Origin of the sequence: Bacillus cereus (assembly GCF_002577405.1) — a bacterium.
In the GTDB taxonomy this organism is placed as follows: domain Bacteria; phylum Bacillota; class Bacilli; order Bacillales; family Bacillaceae_G; genus Bacillus_A; species Bacillus_A cereus_AU.
Window position 1 is genome coordinate 24,440 of sequence record NZ_NULR01000031.1, and the last position, 24,708, is coordinate 49,147.

Consider the following 24,708-nt stretch of genomic DNA (forward strand, 5'->3'; position numbering starts at 1 on the left):
CTTGTATAGAACAAAGTTACATAAGGAGGAATTTATAATGAGAATTTTACTATCAGTTTTATTAGCTCTTATGCTAGTACCTGCATTAACAGGATGTAAAGCTCCTGCAAAGGAAGATACAACTTCTGATAAGAAAACGACTGAAGAAGCAAAAAACGAGGCTCCTGCAGATTTAAAACTTAATTTTAATGAATTCAGTTTAGATGCAGACTATCAAGATACGAAGAAAGATTACGAAGCTGATTATAAAAATGTGGCAGCTGATAAGAAAATGGAAGCAAAACTTGAAGATCATAAAACAGATGCGAAGTTTACAGGTGACGAGGCTATTACAAAATTAAGCCCACTTCTACAAGAATTAAAATTTGATAAAGACACACCTGACCAAGAAGTAATCGATCAAGTAGTAAACGTGTTCAAACTTGATAAAGACTACCAAAAATTCGATTTAGAAGTTGTCTTCTCTGATGGAACGAAAAAAGAATATAAAAGAGAAATAAAATAAAGAAGTAGGCGGCTGCCTACTTCTTTATTTTTTTGTATTGTAATTGCTTGGTTATACTTCCATTCTTTTAACGTGAACAGTCCGTTCGTAATTAACTCTTTTGGATCTGTTTTTAATGGTGTTATTTATTAAAAATCTCAGTTTTCACTTATAATAAAAAGAAATTATATTAAAGGAGTTATACGATGGATCCCTTACTTCTAGCGACTATAGGATTACCATTAACAATCGTCACACTCGTTATCATTGGTTTTTATAAACTCTTCATTAAAAAGAAAAGCATTACCTCTTTTTACACCCCCTTCGATAATATTACCAGACAAACTATTTCTGAATTTCACGAAGAGCAAAAAGTATTAGTAAGCGAGGATGAAGATGGCGATGGTAAGAAAAAAAAATAACCTTGCATGCGCAAGGTTATTTTTTCGCTTCTGTTTGAAAACGTTTATAGTATGTCGATGCTGTTGCAAAGTTAACTTCTATATCACGAATCAACGATGAATCTTCTTCTTTAGCTAACTTCTGTAATTTTTTCATCGCTTGTTCCGATTCGTCTAGGAAGCCAACATACATCTCATGTTCTTGTTCCTTCGACTTCGGTACACGAATTTCTTTACGCATATGATCTATATCTTCTAACATGCCCGTTGTTACATTTTGCACGTCTTCCTTATATTTAGCATTAGTTATTTCCTTACCACCCTTTTCTTTTGCCACTTCAAATAACTGCAGTGCTTTATTAATTTCTTTATTCATTTTCATATCGTATTTTTCATGTACTGCACGGTATGCTTCCACCTCTTCGGTTTGCTCAGTGGATTGCTCTACCTTTTCTTGTGGTTCTTTCGTATCTTTATTTCCATTACATCCTGCTAGAAGGATCATACTTCCCATTACAGCAATACCTAAAACCTTCTTCATCTCTAATTCTCCTTTTATCTACAGCTACTACTCATTATGGTTTCTTTTATCTCCACTTGTTATTATACCGATAATATCCTACTTTTTACACTTAAGACGATTTGGTAATATGTATACCAACATTTTTGTCACAGTATCGTCACTTTATGCAAATAACTTTTGCATCGCTTCACTCTATCCACTTACAAATATGTATAAGTTATTTCAAAGAAATGAAAAAAGAGCTGATTCAACCACTCCCTTTGAATCAGCTCTTTTTTATTAAGCCTCTAAATTTTGTTTTTGTTGCAGTTCAAACTGCTTTTCACTTCTTTTTGCCATGAATAAATAGCATAACACCGCACCAATTTCACAAAGTGCTATAACAACACCCATAGGCAATGCGGTATTGCTTCCACCGATACCTACTAACGGTGCTACAAGTGCTCCTGAAATAAACTGTAATAAACCTAGTAAAGCTGAAGCTGTTCCTGCTGCTTGTTTTTGATTTCTCATTGCTAACGAGAACCCAGTTGTGGATACAACTCCAACACTTGATACAACAAGGAATAACGAGCATAAAACACCAATTAACCCTATTCCAAGTACGATTGTCAGTAGTAAAGATAGACCACCAACAGCCGCAATAATGATGCCAGAAACAAATAATGTCTTCTCACTAACTTTTCCTGCTAAACGGCCAGTAATTTGGCTAGCAATAATAATACCGATACCGTTAATCGCAAAGAATAAACTAAATTGCTGTGGTGATGCCCCGTATATGTTTTGCAACACAAATGGTGAACCAGAAATGTACGCAAACATTGCCGCTGTTACTAATCCTTGTGACAATGCATATCCCATAAATAAACGATCTTTCAGAAGTTTCCCGTACGTCGCTAATGTTCCTGATAAACCACCAGTCTCTCTTTCTTCCGGAGGCAATGTTTCACGTAATACGAACGTAGCTGATATTAACATGAATACACTAATTGCTCCAAGAACGATGAAAACACCGCGCCATGTTGTGAACTGTAACAATTGTCCCCCAATAATCGGTGCCAAAATAGGTGCTGCTCCGTTTACTAACATGAGGAGCGAGAAAAATTTCGTCATTTCAGAACCTGAGTACATGTCACGTACCATTGCACGGGATATAACGATCCCAGCAGATCCTGAAGCACCTTGTAAGAAACGTAAAAGTACTAAAGTCCAAATAGACGGTGCTACAGCACAAAGTAATGAAGAAGCAACATAAATAATAAGAGCGATAATAAGAGGTTTGCGCCTTCCGTAAATATCACTAATGGAGCCGACAAATAATTGTCCTACTGATAGCCCAAGCAAACAAGCTGTCAATGTAAGTTGCGCAAGAGATGCACCTGTCTGTAAATCATCCGTTAATTTCGGTAAAGACGGCAAATACATATCAATAGATAATGGCCCAATCGCTGTAAGTGTCCCTAGTACAAGAATCATCCATAACCTGTTTGTCTTTACAGGCTTATATATTTCGTGATTAACTCCATTCACTTTTTCTATTCACCCTTTCATATACACACTAAATCGTAACAATTATAGTTACAACATAAACATACGTCAAGTATAGTGTATTTTCCTTTTTCACATTGTAAAAAAAAGCGATAGAAATTCTATCGCTTTACTTTTTCAAATTGCTATTTGTAAATTTGGATACGGAAGACATCGCCTCTCCTGTATCTAAATATGTGATTTGAATTGGATCTCCTACCTCTGTAAACATAGCATACGGGAATTTTTTCGCAGGTATCATAAATACTTTTTGTTCATTCTCTAACAGTACGTACACGATCGTATTTTCACCCGATTTTTCTTTATATACACGTTGCACAATACCTTCTTTTTGCGCCTCTTTACCATTTGAAGTTGGTCTAAATGAATCTCCACTTCCACTCAGCGCATTTTTATAATTCTCAAGTGCTTCCTTTTGTGTCGAACCTGTTGCAAATATTTTCGCATTAGAAGCATATATAACAGTGTGGGCACGCACTAATCCCCCGTCATCAATAACAGGTACAATCCAAGAAGGCTTACCGTACACGTTATAAATAACTGGCATCGTTCCATGCCACTTCTCTCTCTTAAAGGAATTATCCACTACTTCTGTAGCAGCCGAACCATCCATAATTCCTTTTACTTCTTTTCCATTATAGTAATATAACTTTCCTGTCCGTGCATCAATGAGTGAGTAACCTAACGCAGAGTCTACTCCTTCTTTCGGAGAGGTGAAATCAGTAAAGTAATATAGAGTTCCATCCTTACCGAATATTGGTGTAACTCCTTCCTTCGTCCCCCACTCAGTCGGAATCTTCATATCAGTTTGTGAGAATTTCGTATTCCAAAATCCGTGAATATATTTACCGAAGTACGTATTTAACGTAGATGCTGTCTCATGATTTAATACGCCATCAACAAATTTAGGTGCCTTTCCTTTATCATACCTTTTTACTTCACCTGTTTGTGCATCTACTACAACAACACCTTCTACTTCAAATCCAGATCTTCCTGAAATAAATTCACCGTACGTCATTGTATAATACGGTTTTCCTTTATCATCAACTTCAAATTTAGGTTTCCCTTTAAAGATTAGATCTGGTTCTGCTTTTCGAACGACACGTTCTAATTTATTACCGAAAAACATGCTTGGTACATATTTCATTTTATAACCGAGATGTAGTTTCGCTTCCGCATCAGGATTCGTACCTGACATCGTTACATAACCTGGAATTGTTTCAGCTTTACGTGCTTTAAAAAAGCCTGAAACTTCAATCGGTGCTACATATAAAGCTTCACCTTTTACCATTTGTGGTGTTAATTCACCTAGTTCAAAATAAGCTACTTTTGGGATATCTCCAAATACCTTTTTCATTTTATTTTCCGCTGTTTTAGGCGGCACTGTAAACGGCTGATCATTTTCAGTAAATGGCTCTGAAATATCTTTCTCTACCTTAACAACAGAATCATATTTCTTTTGCGTGATTACTATATCATGCAAATAACCAAAATAACCATAACTTGCAAGTAAAACAAACATTAAAAGTCCTTTTAATGTACCTTCTAATTTCCCTACCTTATCCTGTGAAAATAAAACAAGCCCAATTAAAATTGCTACTGCAACAGAATAATGAGTAAGAATTGAATCTACTCGATCATCAATTAGCCAAAGATATTCATAGATTGCAATACCAATCCAAAATAAAATAGGAATAACTAAAATAGATGATTTCTTACCCTTTACAACCTTCTCATCCCCTTTCTTATCCACCGCTCGAAGTTTATTACTACCGCCTCGTGTCCATGGAATCAAAAACAAAGTGAGAATAGCTAACACTAAAAATTTCATCAAAGGCAATGTCCCCTTTTCATTTATTTTCCCTTTCAGTATAACAAATAAAGGGTATTCAGGTAAAAATGGGAATGATCACACTTTTTTACTACTTAATACAACTCCGCTCACTACATATAAGATTGATGCAATATAAAAAATCGTACCAATTGTAAAGAAATCTACTAAATACCCCGTTCCAATAATTGCTACTGCTCCTCCAATCGATGTCCACACATGATATTTTCCAATCTCATATCCTGCCTTTTCCTGCATCACCTTTCTTGCTAAAGACGTTTTCTCAGTGTTACGCTGCACAGCGCCTAAAATTCCCATTACAATTTGAAGAATGTATACATGCCAAACTTCTGTGGCAATCGGAAAACACAGCATTAATATCGCCATGGACCAAGCGTATATTATTAATAATGTTCTATCTCCTACTCTATCAGACATCTTTCCTACTAGTGGATATACAAGTGCTGAAGTTAAAGCAAATAAGCCATATGCCCAACCAAACTGTGAAAAACTATTTCCAACATTCCGGAGCAATAGAATGTAAAAAGGAAATACCATACTTCCAGCCATCATAATGATACTTTGTGACGCTACAAATCTTCTATATGTCATTTCGTATACTCCCTATAAAATAAATTCACAAATCTCTCTTCTGGGTCTACGTCCTTCTTCTTCTGAAGAAATTCTTCTATACGAGGATATGCCCTCCTTAACTGCTCTGTCGTTGGATAAGAATAATATGGCAAATAGTAACTACCGTTATATTTTAAAGTAACATCGATCATCTTCCGAATGATACCTTCTGTTTTCTTTATCTCATCTTCAGAGCGCCCTTGATTAATTAAAAGAACTAACGCAAACATATCATCTTTCGCATAGGATAAAACTGCATTTTCATTCCTTTCCACGTAACGAATCGTAATATTAAGCAAGTTCAGTTCTTCTTCGTTTAACGCATTACGTAAATCATCTATGTATTCCGTAAAAGAATCGATGGGCACAAAGTATTCTTGTAACACTTCTGTAAGGTTCGGATTTTCATATTCCATAAAGGCACTATCTGACCTCATAACATTATTTCGCGTCTCAAACTGTCCGTCTGTACGTTCAAAATAACTTCTTTGTATATCCCAAAATGTATTCTTTCCCCAATCACTATAACGTGATAACCCAAGCAAAAATTTCGGTGCTGCTATAATATTTTCTTCTTTTAATTCACTGTACTCTTCCAGCCTCTGTTGATTTTCTGCCAATACATAATCCGTCACATACATTTCTCTTAAAAATGAATTTGGAGCGACCGAAATACGTGCTAAATGCATACGAACATTTTCATCTTTTCTTACCTTCTCTTTGAAATACGTCGTATATTCTTTATAATCTATCATTCTCGTATGCATTTCATATAATTCATCATCTGTTAATTTCAGCGTCACATCTAAAATGACACCAAATAGCCCGTAACCGCCGATGACATAGGGAAATAAATCAGCATTCTCTTCTCTACTTACATTACGTACACTGCCATCTGCCATTAATAGTCGAAATGATTCGACTGTGTCAATCAATGCTTCATGACGAATATCACGTCCATGTACATTTACACTTAATGAACCACCAACAGTAAAAATATTTTGAGACTGCATTACCTGAACCGCAAGGCCATATGGATTTATTTTCTTTTGAATATCATTCCATGTAACACCGCTTTGTACCCTAATCCTCTTTTTCTCTGGATCAAACTCTAATATTTCGTTATATCCTTTCATATCAAGCATCGTACCGTTCGGATAATATGTCTGTCCGCCTTGGCTATGTTGCATACCTGCAATGGAAATTTTCTCTCCTGAAACTTTTGCATCTTGCACTAATTTTATTAACGAGTTCTCATCCGTAGCACTTTCAACACGTTTTATTTTTGTCGGAAGCAATTTACCTACATCACTCATAATAGGATGATCGAGTTGTTTTTTATACGTCTGTATAGACGCTGTTAACAACACCGTATACGCTATAATGACAACTACTATCTTTCTTTTTTTCAAATGGCACTCTCCTCTTTTAACGTTCTTCCTCTTCATATTGTACCTATTTTCCTAAGAAGAAAGTATTAACAAAAAAGAGAGAGCCCACTTATTTCAGGTCCCTCCCTCATCAAGACTATCACTTTGCTGCTGGCAATTGTATTGGCTCAAACTTTATTCCTCTCATAACAACATGTTTCAAGAAACACTTAAATATGATGTAAAGAAAACAACTAATTTCAGGAGGTCATTATGAAAGCTATTATTTGCACAAAGTATGGACCACCTAATGTTCTCCAGCTTCAAAATATAGAAAAGCCTAAACCTAAAAAGAATGAAGTATTAGTTAAAATTCACGCAACAAGTGTAACGACTGGAGATTGTAGAATACGTGGCTTTAATAGCCCCCTCTTATTTTGGGTTCCTATGCGGATTATATTGGGTTTCAGAAAACCTAGAAAACCTATACTCGGCGTAGAATTATCCGGGGAAATCGAAGAAGTAGGAACGGATGTAACTCTATTTAAAAAGGGAGACCAAGTTTTTGCATTAACAGAGCTTAATGTTGGTGGTTATGCAGAATATACATGTGTACATGAAAGTGGATTAGTAGCATTAAAACCTACCAATGTGACGTATGAAGAAGCCGCAGTTATTCCCTTTGGCGGAACTTCGGCATTACACTTTCTAAGAAAGGCCCGTATAAAAAGAGGGCAACAAGTGCTCATATACGGCGCATCTGGATCCGTGGGAACAGCAGCCGTACAACTTGCTAAATATTTTGGCGCAACCGTTACGGCTGTTTGTAGCAATTCAAATTTTGAACTAGTGCAATCTTTAGGGGCTGATAAAGTAATTGATTATACGAAAGAAGATTTTACAAAGCAGGGTGAATACTATGATATTATATTTGATGCTGTTGGAAAACATAAAAGATCCCTTGGAAAAAAAGCATTAACGTCTACTGGTGTATATGTATCTGTTAATGGCATGATGGCAAAGGTAAGTAAAGAAGATATGTTTCTATTAAAAAAACTAACTGAAACAGAAAATTTAAAGCCTGTTATTGATAGAACTTACCCGTTAGAAGACATTTCAGAGGCCCATATGTACGTAGAAACAGGGCGCAAAAAAGGAAACGTTTCGATTACCTTAAAATAAAATATATTCTGAAAATATTGTTGACAATTCTTTTTGTAAGATTTACTATTAGTACCATATTAAAAAACTACATACACATACTCTTATCAAGAGTGGCGGAGGGACTGGCCCGATGATGCCCGGCAACCGAGCTTATAACGTATAAGCTAAGGTGCTAATTCCTGCAAAACGAGTTTTCGTTTTGGAAGATAAGAGAGGAACCTATTTTGTCTATTCGGCACCTCTCTTATTTTGAGAGGTGCTTTTTATTTTGGAACGTATATTAAGGGGGAATTATAGATGAAGAAAGTATTACTAAGCATTGTAAGCGGAGCAGTACTATTATTAGGCGCATGTAGCGCCAGCTCTGATAAAGAAGTTAAGGCATTAGATGAGAAAAAGATTACTGTCGGTGTAACAGGCGGGCCGCATGAACAAATTTTTGAAAAGGTGAAAGAAGTTGCAGCAAAAGATGGGCTCGAAATTGATGTAAAAGTATTTAATGATTATGTAGCACCGAACGTATCTTTAGATGAAAAAAGCCTTGATGTAAATAGCTATCAAACTAAATCTTATTTAGACGTATTTAAAGCCGAACGAAACATGAAATTAACTGAAGTATTTTCAACAGTAACATTCCCTATGGGCGTATATTCTAAAGACATAAAAGATGTAAAAGACTTAAAAGAGGGCGATGCAATTGCTGTCCCAAATGACCCAACAAATGAACTTCGAGCTTTAAAGCTATTTGAAAAAGCAGGAGTTTTAAAGGTTGATCCAAAGGCTACAGAAAAAGCGACTGCAAAAGATGTAATTGAAAATCCAAAAAACTTAAAGATTGTTGAATTAGAGGCCGCTCAATTACCAACACAGCTAAGTGAAGTAAAGGCAGCTGCAATTAACACGAACTTCGCATTAGGTGCAAAATTAAGTCCAGCGAAAGACTCTATTTTCCGAGAAGGAAAAGATTCACCATATGTGAACTGGGTTGTTGTTCGTACAGAAAATAAAGATGATGCTGTCGTAAACAAATTAAAGAAAGCTTATCAATCTAAAGAAGTAAAAGAATTTATTGAGAAAAAATTTGATGGTTCTGTTTTACCGTCTTGGTAGGAGCTGACGATAATGATTGAATTAAAAAATATTTCCAAAGTATTTTCAACAAAAAAAGGGAATGTCGAAGCTCTTAGATCAACTTCTCTTAAAGTGGCCAAGGGCGAGGTATTTGGAATCATCGGATATAGCGGCGCTGGTAAAAGTACATTAATTCGCTGTGTAAATTTATTAGAAAAACCAACGACAGGAACTATCATTGTAAACAATCAAGACTTAACAACACTATCGACAAAAGAACTAGCAAAAGCGCGACAAAAAATCGGAATGATTTTTCAAGGGTTCAATTTACTTAAAACTGTTACCGTCTATGAAAATATTGCATTACCTTTACGCCTTGCTGGCATTCCAAAAGCAGAAATTGAAAAAAGGGTAGAAAAGTATTTACGCATTGTCGATCTTTTTAACCGTAAAGATGCATATCCAAGTGAACTTTCTGGCGGTCAAAAACAGCGTGTTGCCATTGCACGTGCACTATCACATGAACCTGAAGTTTTATTAAGCGATGAAGCAACAAGTGCTTTAGACCCAGAAACAACCGATTCTATTCTTGACTTACTATTAAAGATCAACGAAGAAATTGGAATTACGATTTTACTCATTACACATGAAATGAATGTCATCCAGCGTATATGTGACCGCGTTGCCGTTATGGAACAAGGGGCTATAGTCGAAAGCGGGACTGTGAAAGATATTTTCACAAACCCGCAACATGTAACAGCGAAGAAATTTGTAAATAGCGCATTCGCAGCGAAAATTCCAGAAGAAGTACAAAGAGAACTACAAACTACTGGTGAAATTGTAACACTTTCTTTTATAGGAAATTCTTCAGGAGAACCAGCATTAGCTGTCGCTACAAAACGTTTCCAAGTATATCCGAATATTTTATCCGGTAATATTACACAGTTAAAACATGAGGCATATGGGAAACTTGTCATTCATATGCAAGGTGAAAAAAATGAAGTACACCGTGCTTTATCATTTTTACAAGAACAAGGCATCATCATAGAAGGAGGCAGAATAGATTATGGGAAACAAGTCCTTTTTGGATGAATGGGGTAACGTCATATGGGAAGCGACAATTCAAACATTTCAAATGACATCTATTTCACTAATTATCTCTATCCTTATCGCATTACCTCTTGGTGTCACACTTGTTTTAACGAGACCTGGTGGACAGCACGAAAATAAAATTGTCTATCCTATTCTTAATACAGTCATCAATGTCATTCGCTCTCTTCCATTTATCATTCTATTATTTTTCATTTTGCCTTTTACAAAATTTCTAATGGGAACATCCATTGGTGTGCAAGGTGTTATCGTGCCACTTGTCGTATTCACAGCTCCTTACATTGCACGTTTAATGGAAACTGCTTTATTAGAAGTGGATCGCGGCGTCATTGAAGCCTATCAAGCAATGGGCGTTTCTACTATTAAAATCATTTGGCACGTCATGGTTAAAGAAGCACGCCCATCTCTTGTACTTGGGTTAACAATCGCAACCATTGGCCTAATCGGTGCAACAGCAATGGCTGGCCTTGTAGGCGCTGGTGGACTAGGGGATTTAGCATATCGCTTCGGTCATTTACGCTATGAACCTGAAGTAATGTATGCGACTGTCTTTATTTTAATTGTCCTCGTTCAAGGCTTACAGTCTTTAGGGAATGGTGTTGCACGAAGATTGAAGAAAGATTAAAAAAGAAGGTATCTCACCAGGGTGAGATACCTTCTTTTTATCTTTTAAACCCACCTTCTGAATGAATAACTTGTCCAGTAATCCACTCTGCTTCTTCGCTTACTAAAAACTTAATGAGCCTTGCTGCATCTTTCGGCTCACCAATATTCACTAATAAATTTATCCTATCCCTATCAAAATTAGATATTGAAATAATAAAAACAATCAGAAAAACTCTGGTAAATAATGGTTCACTTTCTTATAATAAAACATGGGGCTAATGTGAGAGTTATAGATGGTCTGATTATACAGACTCATCTAGTTTTTAAAAAATAGGGGGAAGAAACATGTCAAAAAAATTACTTTCTTTATTTTCTACAATAATTGTAGCAGCTTTTGTAATAACTGGCTGCGGTCAAAGCGATACGACAAATAAAGAACAAAAAGAAACTGCAAACAAAGAAAGCAAAACAGAACAAACGGATACAGCGAAAGAAAATAAACCTGAAGAAAAAAAATCAGAAGATAAAAAATCAGAAGATAAAAAAAATGAAGCTACAGCTACTAGCTCAAGCGATTATTCCAAGCTGATTTCCTATATGGAAAAAGAAACAGGTGGTAAAACAAAAGTTCTTTTTGAAAATAAGGAACCACAAGTCTATAAAGCTGAAGATGTTTCAGTAACAATGAATAGTTATGCATTAGTTGAATTAAATGGCTTCCATACGGACTTCGACATTCCATTTAACCGCCAAACAGAGGGCGGGGTTATTCTTGTGAACTATAGCGTAAAAAATAGTTCAGCTAAAGATATTTATTATATGCCAGCATTGGACATGTCGTTTACTGGTGCGCAGAAAGTATATAGTAACTATAAAGATTTAATTCCAAAAGAAGATCAGCTACCAACTAAGCTTGCTCCAACGAATGATTACTTAGTAAAAGCAGGAGAAACTATTTCTGGTTATATCGCTTATCCATTTGGAAAAGATGATTTAGCGAAAATTTCAAGTCTCTCAACAGTCTCAGTCACAGTTCCAACTGCACAAGCTAATAAAGGGAAATTTGATGCCCCAATCGGAAGCCCTGGAAACTTTTCATTAAGTTTAAACGCTCAAGGCGCTGAAAAGGTTGCAGCAGATAAAACTTTCTACCAAGATAAAGTTACAGCTAATAACATGGGCGATAAAAAAATGTTAAAAGAGAAATCAAATATTAATAACAGCCAAGAATTAGGCGCTGTTAATGTTACATTAGATGGATACCAATTTACTCAATTCACACCAAATTCCGTCGAAGCTCCACGCTTTGCAAATTTCAAAAACGGTATTGTTCTATTAACAGTACAATTCAAACTTGATAACAAAGATGCTCAAGACGTTGCACTATCTCCTATAAGCTCTACATTAAGAGTAAATGATGGTACACAATATACGATTAGTGAAGGTATGCTATTAAATTACGACTATAATGCTTCAGTCAAAACAGGAACGTCTGGAGAGTTACTACAAGTATATATTTTAGATCAAGAGCAGTATGAAAAGATTTGGAAAGACAAAAGCTTTGAGATTGAGTTAGGGCCTATGAGAAATAAAGAAGCAAAAGATATTTCACAAGGTAAAAAAGCTAAATTTACATTACCTAAATAAATCATATAAGAAAAGAGCCTGAATGCAGGCTCTTTTCTTATTTATGCCAAACTTAAATCCTTAACGAACCACGAAATCCTCTAGCAGCATAATAGGAATCTGCTCCATTGTGATACACGAAAACGTGTCCGAAGCGATAATCACAAAAAAGAGCACCGCCAAGTTCTCTAATATCTGAAGGTGTTTGTACCCAACTTGATGATTTCATATCAAAATCTCCAAGTTGTTGCAACTCTCGATATTGTTCTTCAGTTAATAGTTCAATACCCATAGCGGTTGCCACATCAATAGCGTTATTTTCTGGTTTATGTTTTTTTCTTGATTCTAACGCTTCAAGATCATAACAAAGGCTTCTGCGGCCTTTAGGACTCTCCTTTGAACAATCGCAGAAAATATACTCGTCCTTCTCTTTGTCATACCCAACAACATCTGGTTCACCGCCAGTCACTTCCATTTCGTTAAGTGACCATAATTTTTCAGGATTAGCATCCAGCTTTTCCTCGATTTTAATCCATTCAAGACCTTCATGGCGGTTCATATTCTTCTCAAAACGAGCTTTCAATACTTTGAATAACTCTTCACGTTTTTCTACTGGTAACACATTTTTATTCTCTATCATATTAGTCCTCCGAATTACGTTTCCTTATAATCATAATGGTTTGCATGCAGTTTACAACAAATTATATAATTTGTTGTATCTCTTTTTCAACAATCTGACCCGATTGCACAACGAAAAATCCCTGTGCGGATATCCATCATATAGTACTAAAACCCTCCATACTTTCTCCAAGAATATAGTGCGAAAACCACATCAAGTTCTGCTTCATAATAGCCACATGAACTCCTGGTTGGTCAGAACTATATGCCATTCCTTTAAATATAATTAATTCTGTATCAACTTCCATATCTTTTAACCCTTGATGTAGCTCATATGCATTTGTAACTGGAATTCTTGCATCCTGTTCACCATGTTGGATTAAGGTAGGCGTACAGGCTGATTTAATATACGTCATTGGTGATGTTTTCGTATATATCTCTGGATCATTCCATGGAGTATTTCCTAAATGCATCCTAATGAAGTAAGGGATATCTGTATTCACATAATGGGTACTCCAGTTCGTAATTCCGCCCCCAACTGAAATTGCCTTAAATCTGCTACTAAATGTAGAACAGAAAGCTGATATATATCCTCCGTTACTCCATCCCATAACTCCTACTCTATCTGTATCTACCATCCCTTGATCAACTAGCTTATCCACCCCTGATATAACATCATCGTAGTCAGCGATTCCCTGTTTTCTATAGTTTGCTTTTAAAAATTCATTACCATAACCAGAACTTCCCCTGTAGTTTGGTTCTAAAACGATAAAGCCTTTTTCAACAAACTGTTCAATCGGATATTTCTCATTGAAGCAGTCTGAAAATATCGGAAAAGATGCCCAAGCCGGACCGCCGTGAATTACTACTAATAAAGGATATTTTTTATTCGCGTCAAACTCTACTGGAGTTGATAAAACACCCTCTATTTCAAGACCATCACTACTTTTCCATGAGATGATTTGCCTATTACTTTTTAGCTTCCCTTCGAAAAAGCTATTCTCATTCGTTATTTTTTTATCATCTAAATAGATTTCAAAGGTTTCATTTGTTATAGCCTTACTATAGGTTATATGATTTCCATCCTTTGTTATAGAGGCATCCATTATAAAGCCATCTACGTTGTCACTTAATGCTTCCACAGTGCCATCTTCAGCTAGTAATCCAATACGATAATTCGTTTTATCCTGCCATCTAATTAAAATTCCTTTAGCTGTCCACTGTAATGGCGTAACCGTACTATCAAAGTTTGTTAGAGGCTGAATTACCTCTCCAGTATTCATATCATATATCTCTAACGTACTTTCTTGTATATGGTTTCTATAGTAATCCTTCTCTTTTATGCTTGCTGAGTAACATACTTTACTACCTTCAGGAGAAAAACAAATGCTCCCTCCCAACAACTTGTCTATATTCATTTTTTGTAGTTCCCCAGCTTCAATATCTAATATGTATAGATCACCATTCATATGGTCGCTCGGACTTGGTGTAGCCATAAATACAACCTTTGTCCCATCATTTGAAATATCAAAGCCATGGATATAAAAATCCTTACCATCAGTTAATGGATAAACGCCGCTAATCTCTCGTTCCTCTTTATCATTTTGTATCACTTTTTCTATTTCAATGTAATATAAACAATTATTCTGATGTTCCTTGCCTACATGTTGGAAATCTCCATATAGCTCCTTACGCTTCTTTATTTCCTCGCATTCTTTTGATTGTGCAACATAATAAAAACCTTTACCAGTAGGCTCCCATTTGAATGTACTGATCCCTTCTTCCTCATCAGTAATTTGCACCCCACCATAACCATCTAGTGACTTAACAAAGATTTGATTTTTCCCATTACCGACAGGCCTAAGGTATGCAATATCCCTAGAATTTGGAGACCATAACGGGCATGTACTATCTATATCCTCATTTGTTAATGAGAAACTCTGCTCCTTATCTTTTTCATATACCCATACATGATTCCTATATGTATTGCCTTTCCAGTTAGTCGTCTTCTTAACAAATGCTACATTCTTGCCATCATCACTTATGTTTGTACTTAATACAGTTGGTAACGAAATAATCTCTTCTATACTTAAATATGTTTTTTCTTTCACGTTCATTAATAAGCCCCCTAGTAATCTATCCTCTCTTCTTTTCATAATAAAGGAAATTGTTCAAGAATACTTAAAATGATAACGAAAAATTCAGACAAATAAAAGCGATACTTTAGTTAAGTACGGGCAGCCTGACTCTCACTTATCGATTTTGGATGTTCTTTTTAACACAAAAATACCCCTTTAGATAGCTATATCTAAAGGGGTAAAACATCGTATCTTTATTTCAAATCCACCAATCTCCTACTCAACAGTAACAGACTTAGCTAAGTTACGTGGCTTATCAACGTCACACTCGCGGTGAAGTGCTGCGTAGTATGAGATAAGCTGTAATGGAATAACTGCTACTAGCGGTGCTAGTGCTTCGTGTACAGCTGGTAATACGAAGCTGTCGCCTTCCATTTCTAAGCCTTTCATTGAGATGATACATGGGTTAGCTCCGCGTGCTACTACTTCTTTCACGTTACCACGAATTCCAAGGTTTACGTGCTCTTGTGTAGCAAGGGCGATAACTGGTGTACCGTTTTCGATTAAGGCGATTGTACCGTGTTTTAATTCTCCTCCAGCAAATCCTTCTGCTTGGATGTAAGAGATTTCTTTTAGTTTTAACGCACCTTCTAAACCTACGAAGAAGTCTACGCTACGTCCGATGAAGAAGCAGTTACGCGTTGTTGCTAAAAATTGTTTTGCTAATGCGTCCATTTCTTCTTTTTGATCACAAAGTTCTACCATTGCATTTGCTATAAGTCCTAGTTCGTATGTTAAATCGAAATCAAGAACTTCACCTTTCGCTTTAGCGATATCCGCTGCTAAAATTGAAAGTACTGCAAGCTGTGCTGTGTAAGCTTTCGTTGATGCAACTGCGATTTCTGGTCCCGCATATAATGGAAGTGTATAATCTGCTTCACGAGAAAGTGTAGAACCAGGTACGTTTGTAATTGTTAATGCTTTATGACCCATTTCGTTTGTTTGTACAAGTACTGCACGGCTATCTGCTGTTTCACCACTTTGCGAAATGTAAATAAAGAATGGTCTTTCTGTTAATAATGGCATGTTGTAAGAGAATTCGCTTGCTACGTGTACTTCAACTGGCATTTTTGCAAACTTCTCGATAAATTGCTTTCCAACAAGGCCTGCATGATAACTCGTTCCACATGCAATGATGTAAATACGATCGCTATCTAAAATCGCATTGCGGATGTCTTGATCTAATTCAATTTCGCCATTTTCATCTTGATACTTTTGAATAATATTACGGATTACAAGTGGTTGCTCATCGATTTCTTTAAGCATGAAATGAGGGTATGTTCCTTTTTCAATATCACTTGCGTCTAATTCCGCTGTATAAGGTGCACGTTCAATCGTTTCACCTTGTAAGTTTTTAATTGTAATGCTTTCTTTTGTTACAATTACGATTTCTTTATCCATTAACTCGATAAATTGATCTGTAACTTGTAACATCGCCATAGCGTCGCTCGCCACAACATTAAAGTTGTCACCAACACCTACTAATAGCGGGCTTTTGTTTTTAGCAACATAAATCATGTTTGGATTTTCAGCATCAAGTAGTCCGATTGCATAAGAGCCATGTAAAAGAGATAGCGTATTACGGAACGCTTCTTCTACACTTAGTCCTGTGCTCACTTGTTGTTCCATAAGCTGCACGATAACTTCTGTATCTGTCTCACTTACGAACGTTACATCTTGTAAATATTCCTTTTTCACTAACTCATAGTTTTCAATTACACCGTTATGAACTAGTGTAAAGCGTTTTGATGTACTTTGATGCGGATGCGCGTTTACTTTACTTGGAACACCATGTGTAGCCCAGCGTGTGTGACCGATTCCCACACTTGCTGCTACGCTCTCATCTACGATTTCGCGAAGTTTTGCAATACGGCCTTTCTCTTTGTATACAACAACACCGTTCTCTGCTTGTACTGCAATACCTGCTGAATCATACCCACGATATTCTAGCTTTTCTAAACCTTTTAATAAAATTTCCTTTGCATCTTGCTCTCCAATAAATCCTACGATTCCACACATGTTTAGTCGCCGTTACAAATGCTTACACTGCTCCGCGAACATGTAACGACATAGTCTGATACCATTTATTTATATTAAAAAAACGGATTACATATCGCTAGCCCTGTAAGCTTGTAACGGCTTCACCTTCCTCTCAATTGGGTTTAAGTCCGTATACACACTTATACAGCTAGTTTTCATCCGTTCCTTTTCTCTCATCACACTTTCACCTTTGTCCACTAAGTCACCTTAATGATTTAAGTAAAAGCTTGCGGTTATGATGAACAACCGGGAGTCATCCGCCGAAATCTCGATAAACTCCACCTCGTCAACTACACTACTTGTAGTTCTGGCGCTTTTATAATTCACAATATTTACTTTGAGAAAAAGAACAAGACCATCTTATAACAAACAATATAAACCGTCAATGAAATTTTTTTCATCGTCTATAAAACATATGAAAAAGGAGCACTTCTTGTGCTCCTTTTCAATAAATTCACTGAATTATTCAGCGCCAACTTCAGCTTTCACAACTTCTACAATACGGTGTACATAAGCATCACAAACTTCTTGTGTTGGTGCTTCTGCCATTACACGAATAAGTGGCTCTGTTCCAGATGGACGAACAAGAATGCGGCCATCACCGTTCATTTCTTCCTCTACAACACGAATAATTTCTTTGATTTTTTCGTTTTCAAGTGCTAATTTTTTATCTGTTACACGAACGTTTACTAGTAATTGTGGGAATTTCGTCATCTCACCTGCAAGCTCAGATAATGGCTTTTTCGTCATTTTCATAATGTTTACAAGTTGAAGTGCACTTAACATTCCATCACCAGTTGTAATGTAATCAAGTAAGATGATGTGACCTGATTGTTCTCCGCCCAGGTTATATCCACCACGCTTCATTTCTTCCATTACGTAGCGGTCACCAACTGCTGTTTTATTACTTGTAATACCGTTTGCTTCAAGCGCTTTGTAGAAACCTAAGTTACTCATAACTGTTGAAACAACCGTATTATGTTTTAATTGACCAGTTTCTTTCATGTACTTTGCACAAATAAACATAATTTGATCGCCATCAACGATGTTTCCTTTTTCATCTACAGCGATTAAACGGTCTCCATCACCATCAAAAGCAAGACCGATGTCAGCACCTTTTGCTTTTACTAATTCAGCTAATACTTCTGGATGCGTAGAACCTACCCCATCGTTAATATTCATACCATTTGGTGAAGTTCCCATTGTTGAAATATCAGCTTCTAAATCTGCAAATAAGTATGGAGCTAAAGAAGACGTAGCACCATGTGCGCAATCTAAAGCAATATGTAAACCAGAGAAATCTTCCTCTACAGTTTGTTTAATATATTGTAAATATTTTTGTCCACCTTCAAAGTAATCGCTCACTTGTCCAAGATCAGTACCTGTTGGACGTGGCAATTCATCAACTTCTTTGTCTAATAAAGCTTCGATTTCTGCTTCTTGCTCATCTGTTAATTTAAAACCGTCTGAACCGAAGAACTTAATTCCGTTATCTTGTACCGGATTATGAGATGCAGAAATCATAACACCTGCTTGTGCACCTAATGCTTTTGTTAAATAAGCAACACCTGGTGTAGAAATAACGCCAAGACGCATTACTTCTGCTCCAGTTGATAATAGACCTGCTACTAAAGCTCCTTCTAACATATGACCAGATACACGCGTATCGCGGCCAATAATTACTTTTGGACGGTCTGTATCTTTCGTTAATACATAACCACCAAAACGTCCAATTTTGAACGCTAATTCAGGTGTTAACTCCTGGTTTGCAACCCCGCGCACTCCATCTGTACCAAAATATTTACCCATTATGATTCGCTCCTTTTTCTTGCCCTTTTTGATTATCTACTGTTGGTTCTTGACTAGTTTCTTTATCTTCATTTTTTTCCTGGTCCTTTTCTGGATCAGGTTCAACCTCAGGTTCAGCTTCAGGATTTTTTGGTTTTTCAGTTTGATTATCTTGATTATTATTTGAATCTAGTTGTTCACCGTTACCCTGCACTTCTTTATCTGGATTTTCTTTCTTCACAATTGTAACTTTAGCACTTTTTTGTTTTGGCTCTATTGCAACATTACCAGGGCCGCTCACTTGAATCGGAATATCTTTCGTCCCTGGAGATACATTTTGTAAATTAATTACTGCTGTTATTTGATCAGCTGTTATTTTATCTACTATACTTGCTTCTCCTGAAATATCAACGCTTATCTTCCCATCCTGTGGTGAAAGTAGCTGGGCAGTAACATCTTTAGGGATCCCATTTTTTTGAATTGAGATACCATCAATCGTTCTAGTTTTCGTTTGTTTGTTTTTTTGCACTCCTACGGAAACCTTCACTTGATTTGGTTTTGCACTTATTACACCCTTTGGCAATAAAACAGAGGTATCGAATGCTGTAGACTCTGTCAATTGACTAAGATCTACTTCGACCCCCTCTATAGATTGTATATTATCCAAAATATCTTTTGGACCCGCTATCGTTACCTCTCTCGGTTCAACACTAATATTTGTAACAGCCAATCCTTCTGGTAAACTGCCCTTTTTCGTATACGTTACAGGAACAGTTTTTTCAGTGTTATTGGCTGTAGCTTGCGTCGCTACATTCAACTTTACATTAATTTTAGATGGATTTGTCCTTACATTTAAACGTTTTCCTTCTTTATTGTATAATGTAACTTCGGCTGTTTTTGTAACAGTTTTATTAACACCTTTTAAATCGATATATGCCTTAGCAGAAGAAATACTTTCAATTTCTTCTTTCGTACCAACTACTTCAACAGTATCGGGTGTAATACTTGATTTCTCAAGAGTAACACCTGCTGGCATCTGATCTTCATTTGATAATTTTAGATCTACATGAATATATTTTTTCGCTTTTTCATGAAGAGTGACTTTAATTTTTGATGGTTGAACGGTCCCTTTCACATCATCGGGAAGTCCGTTCGTTTTTAAAGAAACTTCATAAGTTCCTTTTTGACGGCCTTGCAAATCAACTGGTATGTCAAATTGTTTTTTTGCTTTTGCTGTCGCAACTGCGGATTTTGGGCCTTCTAACTTCACCTTGACTCCCTCTGATGGAATCCCACTTACAATATATTTATCTTCGTCATACTTAAGGTTAATAGCATAATTAGTTAATGTTTCTTTCGCTTCACTTACGAAAGGTACTATACCCGATGTTGTATTTTTTTCAGTTAAAGTCGCTGACATAAAAAGCATACACGCCAATAGTAATGAGATTCCTTTTAAAAACCAATGATTCTCCATTAACTTATCCATGACGCTTTCTCCTCCAATTCCATAAAGACGAAGAGGTCGTTTTTTCGTTCACACTAAATTCAGCTAACAACATATCCTTCAGCTGTTCTGTCTTCAACTCACGATGCAACTTACCATTTTTCGTTAAAGAAATTTGGCCAGTTTCTTCGGACACAACTACTGTAATACTATCGGTGACTTCACTAACTCCCATTGCAGCACGATGCCTAGTTCCTAACTCCTTAGAAATAAATGGGCTTTCCGATAGCGGAAGATAACACGCTGCTGCTTTAATTGTACTTCCTTGCATAATTACTGCTCCATCGTGAAGAGGCGTATTTGGAATGAAAATATTAATGAGTAATTCCGATGATACGTTTGCATTTAGCGGAATACCCGTTTCCACATAATCAACCATACCGGTCTCTTTTGACAAAGTAATTAATGCACCAATTCTACGTTTTCCCATATATTCCGTTGCTTTTGCTATCGCTGTCGCAACCATTTCAGGTTCATCATCCTCATGAGTTCCAACACGTGAAAATAAACTCCCGCGCCCTAGCTGCTCAAGTGCTCTTCGCAATTCTGGCTGAAAGATAATAATAACGGCTAAAAATCCCCACGTTAATACTTGTTCAGTTAGCCAATATAGCGTATGCAATTCAAGGAAAATACTGATCATCCGAACGACAATAATAACTGTAATTCCCTTTAAAAGTTGAACAGCTTTCGTCCCTCGGATTATAAGAATTAGCTTATATATAATAAACCATACAACGGCAATATCTAATACCGTACTAAGATATTTCAAAATGGTCGTATCTTCAAAAGGCATGCTAACCCTTCCTCCTACTTACGAGCAATTCTATCCATATATTGAAATATTGTTTTATGCTCTATCTGTATGTATTTCCAACAACTAGTTAATTATACCATACATGAAACAAACAACAATTACAAACAACCCCCCTTTAGTTTAAATTGGTAAGATGTCAAACTTTCTTATCGTACAGTATAATATAAATCATTATTATACGCCTATTTTCAAATAAAAAAAGCAACTTCTCAGTTGCTTTTCTTACATTTATTTTAGTTTTTCACCGAATAAAGAACCCATTAAAGCAACTGCTGTTGTTGCCGTTCTATTTCTCTCATCTAATATCGTATTTACTTCAACAAACTCAGCAGATGTAACAATATCCGCTTCCGCTAACATTTCCATCGCTAAGTGACTTTCACGATAAGATAAACCACCAATTACAGGTGTTCCAACTCCTGGTGCATCATGAGGATCAAGACCATCTAAATCTAATGATAAATGTACACCATCAGTATGAGATAAATAAGCAATTGTTTCTTCCATAACAGCCGTCATACCCATACGATCGATTTCATGCATTGAGAATACTTTAATACCTTCATCGCGAATAAAGTCTTTTTCTCCTTCATCTAATGCACGTGCACCGATAATTACAACATTCTCTTTCTTCACCTTTGGATATGCTTCGTATAAGTCTACAAGCGTTGGATGTCCATAGCCTAAACTTGCTGCAAGTGACATACCATGAATATTTCCAGATGGTGAAGTTTCTTCTGTATTTAAATCACCATGTGCATCATACCAAATAACACCTAAATTTTTATAATGTTTCGCTACACCAGCTAGCGTACCGATAGCAATACTATGGTCACCGCCTAATACAAGTGGAAAGCGACCTTCTTCTATAATATGATCCACCTTACTTGCTAATTCATTACATACAGTTGCAACTTGTGTAAGGTTTCTTAATTTTGTATTTTCATCTACTTCTTTTTCTCTCTCAATACATATATCTCCCAAATCTTTAACGTTATATCCAATTTGTTCAATTCTTTCAATTACCCCTGCATAACGGATCGCGCTTGGTCCCATATCAACCCCGCGACGCATCTGTCCTAAATCCATTGGAACTCCAATAACTGAGATTTCTTTTTTCATAGATAGTATCCCCCTTTTATGCCTTCCTAAATATTTTAAATCTTTTATATAGTCTGACTCAACTCGACATTTTCCTGCATGGATATACAATTTATTCAGTTATATCTGCGTTAAAATCCAAATTTTAAGACTATTCTATGTATAAAGTTAACTTAATGAAATAACTGCTATCACTATTATTAGATAATAATTAAAAACACTTCTACATTTAGAAGCGTTTTTCTGATGCTAGTTTCCACACTGCTGCAATATTTTTTGCTGTCATTTCGATATTCTCTTCTGCCGCTTTATATGCTTCTTCTAATGTCATCGGACTCGATGTAATACTAAATACTGCATCAACTCCTTTTTCGTAAACGGCCGGATAATTCGGAGATACAGATCCTCCAATAGCAATCACAGGAATATGAAAATGTTTCGCGCGCCCCGCAACACCTACAGGAGCCTTTCCATATGCTGTTTGTTCATCTATTCTACCTTCACCAGTTATAATTAAATCCGCACCTTCTATATGCTTATCAAAATTTGTATAATCTAATACAATTTCAATTCCCCTCCGCAGGTTTCCTTTTAGAACTGCAATAACGGCTGCTCCCATTCCTCCCGCTGCCCCTGCACCAGGTATTTTAGATACATCAAAAGATAAGTACCGTTTAAGGATATTCGCATAATGCTTTAAATTCTCATCCAGCTCTTTTTGCACCTCTACAGTCGCACCTTTTTGACTCCCGAATACGAAAGACGCTCCCCTTATTCCAATTAAGGGATTGTCTACATCACATGCCGCTTCTATCTTTATATGTGTTAGACGTGAATCCATTCGCGAAAAATCAATTGCTGCAATCGAATGTAATGTTCCTCCAGATGGCTCTATAACTTCCTCCTCTCCATTTATAAATCTGACTCCCAAAGCTGACAACATACCTGCTCCACCATCATTTGTAGCACTTCCTCCAAGTCCCAAAATAATATGCTCAGCTCCTTGGTCTAGTGCATGTAATATAAGTTCTCCTGTTCCTTTTGTTGTTGTAATAAGAGGATTTCGCTTTTCAATCGGAACATGTTGTAATCCTGATGCTGCTGCCATTTCAATAAATGCTGTCTTATTATCCTTGGACATGCCGTAAAAGGCTTGTACGCTCTCTTTAAGTGGTCCTGTCACGTTAAGTGATATAATTCTTCCACCTGTGGCATCAACAAGTGAAGCAACTGTTCCTTCCCCTCCATCTCCAACTGGTATTTTTACATACTCTGCTTTAGGAAAAATTGCTCTAAAACCCCTTTCAATAGCTTCACATACTTCTATAGCTTTTAAACTTTCTTTATATGAATCAGATGCAATGACAACTTTCACAATTTATCCCCCATCCTTTATTTTACGTTTTCTTCATTTTAAACGACAAATATGAAAGTTGTCTTTTAAAACACAAAAAAAGCTTACATCATATGATGTAAGCTTTTTCTACTTCGATGGAGCCTAGCGGGATCGAACCGCTGACCTCCTGCGTGCAAGGCAGGCGCTCTCCCAGCTGAGCTAAGGCCCCTTAGTAATTAAGCGGAAGACGGGATTCGAACCCGCGACCCCAACCTTGGCAAGGTTGTATTCTACCACTGAACTACTTCCGCGAAAATGGTGAGCCATGAAGGATTCGAACCTTCGACCCTCTGATTAAAAGTCAGATGCTCTACCAACTGAGCTAATGGCTCTTAAATGGCTGGGCTAGCTGGATTCGAACCAGCGCATGACGGAGTCAAAGTCCGTTGCCTTACCGCTTGGCTATAGCCCATTAATATTTACTAGTATGGTTATCTTTTCAAAAAAATAAACCCTTTCAGGTTATTTTAAAGAAAATGGTGGAGGGGGGCAGATTCGAACTGCCGAACCCGAAGGAGCGGATTTACAGTCCGCCGCGTTTAGCCACTTCGCTACCCCTCCGACATTTAAACATATATGGTGGAGGATGACGGGATCGAACCGCCGACCCCCTGCTTGTAAGGCAGGTGCTCTCCCAGCTGAGCTAATCCTCCAAAAGTGGTGACCCGTACGGGATTCGAACCCGTGTTACCGCCGTGAAAGGGCGGTGTCTTAACCACTTGACCAACGGGCCAAAATTTAAAAAACTGTTCCCAAGCTTCCAACCGGGCTTGAACCGGTGACCTCTTCCTTACCATGGAAGTGCTCTACCAGCTGAGCTATGGAAGCATAATGGCTCCGCAGGTAGGAATCGAACCTACGACCGATCGGTTAACAGCCGATAGCTCTACCGCTGAGCTACTGCGGAATAATACAAGCCTGGCAACGTCCTACTCT

General features: G+C 36.9%; 20 protein-coding genes, 9 tRNA genes, 2 pseudogenes and 1 riboswitch. Of the genes and pseudogenes, 7 read left to right on the top strand and 24 right to left on the bottom strand.

Annotated elements, in window-relative coordinates:
• The first annotated feature begins 37 nt into the window (after positions 1–37).
• Both COC96_RS25975 and COC96_RS25980 read left to right on the top strand, forming a co-directional pair.
• Positions 38–505, top strand: coding sequence for a YusW family protein (locus COC96_RS25975; RefSeq protein ID WP_098268946.1), 468 nt, complete (start codon positions 38–40; stop codon positions 503–505).
• Positions 506–690: 185 nt separating this feature from the next.
• Positions 691–906 carry a DUF3951 domain-containing protein gene (locus COC96_RS25980; RefSeq protein ID WP_098769682.1) on the top strand — a complete coding sequence of 72 codons (216 nt, stop codon included), beginning with the start codon at positions 691–693 and terminating at the stop codon, positions 904–906.
• 16 nt (positions 907–922) lie between these two features.
• On the opposite strand, the gene COC96_RS25985 is transcribed toward COC96_RS25980, so the two are convergent.
• From COC96_RS25985 to COC96_RS26005, 5 genes are all read right to left on the bottom strand, one after another.
• Positions 923–1,426, bottom strand: coding sequence for a hypothetical protein (locus tag COC96_RS25985; protein ID WP_098268948.1), 504 nt, complete (start codon positions 1,424–1,426; stop codon positions 923–925).
• A 261-nt stretch (positions 1,427–1,687) separates the two neighbouring features.
• The gene (locus tag COC96_RS25990) at positions 1,688–2,947 is read right to left on the bottom strand and encodes a multidrug effflux MFS transporter (RefSeq protein WP_225316056.1); all 1,260 of its coding nucleotides are present in this window, start codon (positions 2,945–2,947) and stop codon (positions 1,688–1,690) included.
• A 118-nt stretch (positions 2,948–3,065) separates the two neighbouring features.
• On the bottom strand, positions 3,066–4,787 hold the full coding sequence (locus tag COC96_RS25995; RefSeq protein WP_098769683.1) for a DUF3981 domain-containing protein: 1,722 nt from the start codon (positions 4,785–4,787) through the stop codon (positions 3,066–3,068).
• A 78-nt stretch (positions 4,788–4,865) separates the two neighbouring features.
• The gene (locus COC96_RS26000; RefSeq protein WP_098268951.1) at positions 4,866–5,399 is read right to left on the bottom strand and encodes an MFS transporter; all 534 of its coding nucleotides are present in this window, start codon (positions 5,397–5,399) and stop codon (positions 4,866–4,868) included.
• On the bottom strand, positions 5,396–6,832 hold the full coding sequence (locus tag COC96_RS26005; protein ID WP_142340043.1) for an FAD-binding oxidoreductase: 1,437 nt from the start codon (positions 6,830–6,832) through the stop codon (positions 5,396–5,398). The genes COC96_RS26000 and COC96_RS26005 overlap by 4 nt, the downstream gene beginning before the upstream one ends.
• A 231-nt stretch (positions 6,833–7,063) precedes the next feature.
• Here COC96_RS26005 and COC96_RS26010 point away from each other — a divergent pair, with 231 nt between their 5' ends.
• The 4 genes from COC96_RS26010 to COC96_RS26025 all read left to right on the top strand — a co-directional run bounded on the left by COC96_RS26010 (position 7,064) and on the right by COC96_RS26025 (position 10,760).
• A complete protein-coding gene (locus COC96_RS26010; RefSeq protein ID WP_098268953.1) occupies positions 7,064–7,972 on the top strand; it encodes an NAD(P)-dependent alcohol dehydrogenase in 909 nt (302 codons plus the stop codon).
• Positions 7,973–8,052: 80 nt separating this feature from the next.
• A riboswitch (SAM riboswitch) is annotated at positions 8,053–8,167 on the top strand.
• Between the two features lie 84 nt (positions 8,168–8,251).
• Positions 8,252–9,064: a MetQ/NlpA family ABC transporter substrate-binding protein gene (locus tag COC96_RS26015; RefSeq protein ID WP_098268954.1), complete on the top strand. Its 813-nt coding sequence runs from the start codon at positions 8,252–8,254 to the stop codon at positions 9,062–9,064.
• A 12-nt stretch (positions 9,065–9,076) separates the two neighbouring features.
• A complete protein-coding gene (locus COC96_RS26020) occupies positions 9,077–10,117 on the top strand; it encodes a methionine ABC transporter ATP-binding protein (protein WP_098769686.1) in 1,041 nt (346 codons plus the stop codon).
• Positions 10,092–10,760 carry a methionine ABC transporter permease gene (locus tag COC96_RS26025; RefSeq protein ID WP_098268955.1) on the top strand — a complete coding sequence of 223 codons (669 nt, stop codon included), beginning with the start codon at positions 10,092–10,094 and terminating at the stop codon, positions 10,758–10,760. Before COC96_RS26020 ends, COC96_RS26025 begins: the two co-directional genes overlap by 26 nt.
• 37 nt (positions 10,761–10,797) lie before the next feature.
• Here the strand turns inward: COC96_RS26025 and COC96_RS26030 are convergent.
• Positions 10,798–10,905 (bottom strand): annotated as a pseudogene (locus tag COC96_RS26030) (SDR family oxidoreductase); the annotation flags it as partial.
• 181 nt (positions 10,906–11,086) lie between these two features.
• Here COC96_RS26030 and COC96_RS26035 point away from each other — a divergent pair.
• Positions 11,087–12,388, top strand: a complete 1,302-nt coding sequence (locus tag COC96_RS26035; protein WP_098268956.1) for a DUF5068 domain-containing protein — start codon at positions 11,087–11,089, stop codon at positions 12,386–12,388.
• A 52-nt stretch (positions 12,389–12,440) separates the two neighbouring features.
• On the opposite strand, the gene COC96_RS26040 is transcribed toward COC96_RS26035, so the two are convergent.
• From COC96_RS26040 to COC96_RS26120, 18 genes and pseudogenes are all read right to left on the bottom strand, one after another.
• Positions 12,441–13,007: a DUF4256 domain-containing protein gene (locus tag COC96_RS26040; RefSeq protein ID WP_098268957.1), complete on the bottom strand. Its 567-nt coding sequence runs from the start codon at positions 13,005–13,007 to the stop codon at positions 12,441–12,443.
• Positions 13,008–13,143: 136 nt separating this feature from the next.
• Positions 13,144–15,102: a S9 family peptidase gene (locus COC96_RS26045; RefSeq protein WP_098769687.1), complete on the bottom strand. Its 1,959-nt coding sequence runs from the start codon at positions 15,100–15,102 to the stop codon at positions 13,144–13,146.
• A gap of 237 nt (positions 15,103–15,339) precedes the next feature.
• Positions 15,340–17,142: a glutamine--fructose-6-phosphate transaminase (isomerizing) gene (gene glmS, locus COC96_RS26050; RefSeq protein ID WP_098268959.1), complete on the bottom strand. Its 1,803-nt coding sequence runs from the start codon at positions 17,140–17,142 to the stop codon at positions 15,340–15,342.
• A 12-nt stretch (positions 17,143–17,154) separates the two neighbouring features.
• Positions 17,155–17,340, bottom strand: a pseudogene (locus COC96_RS28625) (hypothetical protein).
• Between the two features lie 285 nt (positions 17,341–17,625).
• Entirely contained in the window at positions 17,626–18,972 is a 1,347-nt protein-coding gene (gene glmM, locus COC96_RS26055) for a phosphoglucosamine mutase (RefSeq protein WP_098268960.1), read from the bottom strand.
• Entirely contained in the window at positions 18,965–20,440 is a 1,476-nt protein-coding gene (locus COC96_RS26060; protein ID WP_098268961.1) for a CdaR family protein, read from the bottom strand. Before COC96_RS26060 ends, glmM begins: the two co-directional genes overlap by 8 nt.
• Positions 20,433–21,254: a diadenylate cyclase CdaA gene (cdaA, locus tag COC96_RS26065; protein WP_097903373.1), complete on the bottom strand. Its 822-nt coding sequence runs from the start codon at positions 21,252–21,254 to the stop codon at positions 20,433–20,435. Before cdaA ends, COC96_RS26060 begins: the two co-directional genes overlap by 8 nt.
• 249 nt (positions 21,255–21,503) lie before the next feature.
• On the bottom strand, positions 21,504–22,397 hold the full coding sequence (gene rocF, locus COC96_RS26070) for an arginase (protein ID WP_098268962.1): 894 nt from the start codon (positions 22,395–22,397) through the stop codon (positions 21,504–21,506).
• A gap of 208 nt (positions 22,398–22,605) precedes the next feature.
• Positions 22,606–23,751, bottom strand: coding sequence for a glycerate kinase (locus COC96_RS26075; RefSeq protein ID WP_098268963.1), 1,146 nt, complete (start codon positions 23,749–23,751; stop codon positions 22,606–22,608).
• Positions 23,752–23,868: 117 nt separating this feature from the next.
• Positions 23,869–23,941 (bottom strand) — tRNA-Ala (locus COC96_RS26080).
• 10 nt (positions 23,942–23,951) lie between these two features.
• Positions 23,952–24,023: transfer RNA gene (locus COC96_RS26085), tRNA-Gly, on the bottom strand.
• Between the two features lie 5 nt (positions 24,024–24,028).
• Positions 24,029–24,104: transfer RNA gene (locus tag COC96_RS26090), tRNA-Lys, on the bottom strand.
• 5 nt (positions 24,105–24,109) lie between these two features.
• A tRNA-Gln gene (locus COC96_RS26095) sits at positions 24,110–24,184 on the bottom strand.
• A gap of 65 nt (positions 24,185–24,249) precedes the next feature.
• Positions 24,250–24,333: transfer RNA gene (locus COC96_RS26100), tRNA-Tyr, on the bottom strand.
• A 16-nt stretch (positions 24,334–24,349) separates the two neighbouring features.
• Positions 24,350–24,425 (bottom strand) — tRNA-Val (locus COC96_RS26105).
• A gap of 5 nt (positions 24,426–24,430) precedes the next feature.
• Positions 24,431–24,505 (bottom strand) — tRNA-Glu (locus COC96_RS26110).
• A gap of 22 nt (positions 24,506–24,527) precedes the next feature.
• A tRNA-Thr gene (locus tag COC96_RS26115) sits at positions 24,528–24,600 on the bottom strand.
• Positions 24,601–24,604: 4 nt separating this feature from the next.
• Positions 24,605–24,679 (bottom strand) — tRNA-Asn (locus COC96_RS26120).
• Positions 24,680–24,708 lie beyond the last annotated feature (29 nt).

What these genes read in the sequence shown, in the direction of transcription:
- COC96_RS25995 (WP_098769683.1), bottom strand. Translation starts at nt 4,787, where the DNA reads ATGAAATTTTTAGTGTTAGCTATTCTCACTTTGTTTTTGATTCCATGG.
- COC96_RS26035 (WP_098268956.1), top strand. Translation starts at nt 11,087, where the DNA reads ATGTCAAAAAAATTACTTTCTTTATTTTCTACAATAATTGTAGCAGCT.
- COC96_RS26045 (WP_098769687.1), bottom strand. Translation starts at nt 15,102, where the DNA reads ATGAACGTGAAAGAAAAAACATATTTAAGTATAGAAGAGATTATTTCG.
- COC96_RS26010 (WP_098268953.1), top strand. Translation starts at nt 7,064, where the DNA reads ATGAAAGCTATTATTTGCACAAAGTATGGACCACCTAATGTTCTCCAG.
- COC96_RS26040 (WP_098268957.1), bottom strand. Translation starts at nt 13,007, where the DNA reads ATGATAGAGAATAAAAATGTGTTACCAGTAGAAAAACGTGAAGAGTTA.
- COC96_RS25975 (WP_098268946.1), top strand. Translation starts at nt 38, where the DNA reads ATGAGAATTTTACTATCAGTTTTATTAGCTCTTATGCTAGTACCTGCA.
- COC96_RS25980 (WP_098769682.1), top strand. Translation starts at nt 691, where the DNA reads ATGGATCCCTTACTTCTAGCGACTATAGGATTACCATTAACAATCGTC.
- COC96_RS26060 (WP_098268961.1), bottom strand. Translation starts at nt 20,440, where the DNA reads ATGGATAAGTTAATGGAGAATCATTGGTTTTTAAAAGGAATCTCATTA.
- COC96_RS26000 (WP_098268951.1), bottom strand. Translation starts at nt 5,399, where the DNA reads ATGACATATAGAAGATTTGTAGCGTCACAAAGTATCATTATGATGGCT.
- COC96_RS25985 (WP_098268948.1), bottom strand. Translation starts at nt 1,426, where the DNA reads ATGAAGAAGGTTTTAGGTATTGCTGTAATGGGAAGTATGATCCTTCTA.
- rocF (WP_098268962.1), bottom strand. Translation starts at nt 22,397, where the DNA reads ATGAAAAAAGAAATCTCAGTTATTGGAGTTCCAATGGATTTAGGACAG.
- COC96_RS26025 (WP_098268955.1), top strand. Translation starts at nt 10,092, where the DNA reads ATGGGAAACAAGTCCTTTTTGGATGAATGGGGTAACGTCATATGGGAA.
- COC96_RS26020 (WP_098769686.1), top strand. Translation starts at nt 9,077, where the DNA reads ATGATTGAATTAAAAAATATTTCCAAAGTATTTTCAACAAAAAAAGGG.
- cdaA (WP_097903373.1), bottom strand. Translation starts at nt 21,254, where the DNA reads ATGCCTTTTGAAGATACGACCATTTTGAAATATCTTAGTACGGTATTA.
- glmS (WP_098268959.1), bottom strand. Translation starts at nt 17,142, where the DNA reads ATGTGTGGAATCGTAGGATTTATTGGAGAGCAAGATGCAAAGGAAATT.
- COC96_RS26015 (WP_098268954.1), top strand. Translation starts at nt 8,252, where the DNA reads ATGAAGAAAGTATTACTAAGCATTGTAAGCGGAGCAGTACTATTATTA.
- glmM (WP_098268960.1), bottom strand. Translation starts at nt 18,972, where the DNA reads ATGGGTAAATATTTTGGTACAGATGGAGTGCGCGGGGTTGCAAACCAG.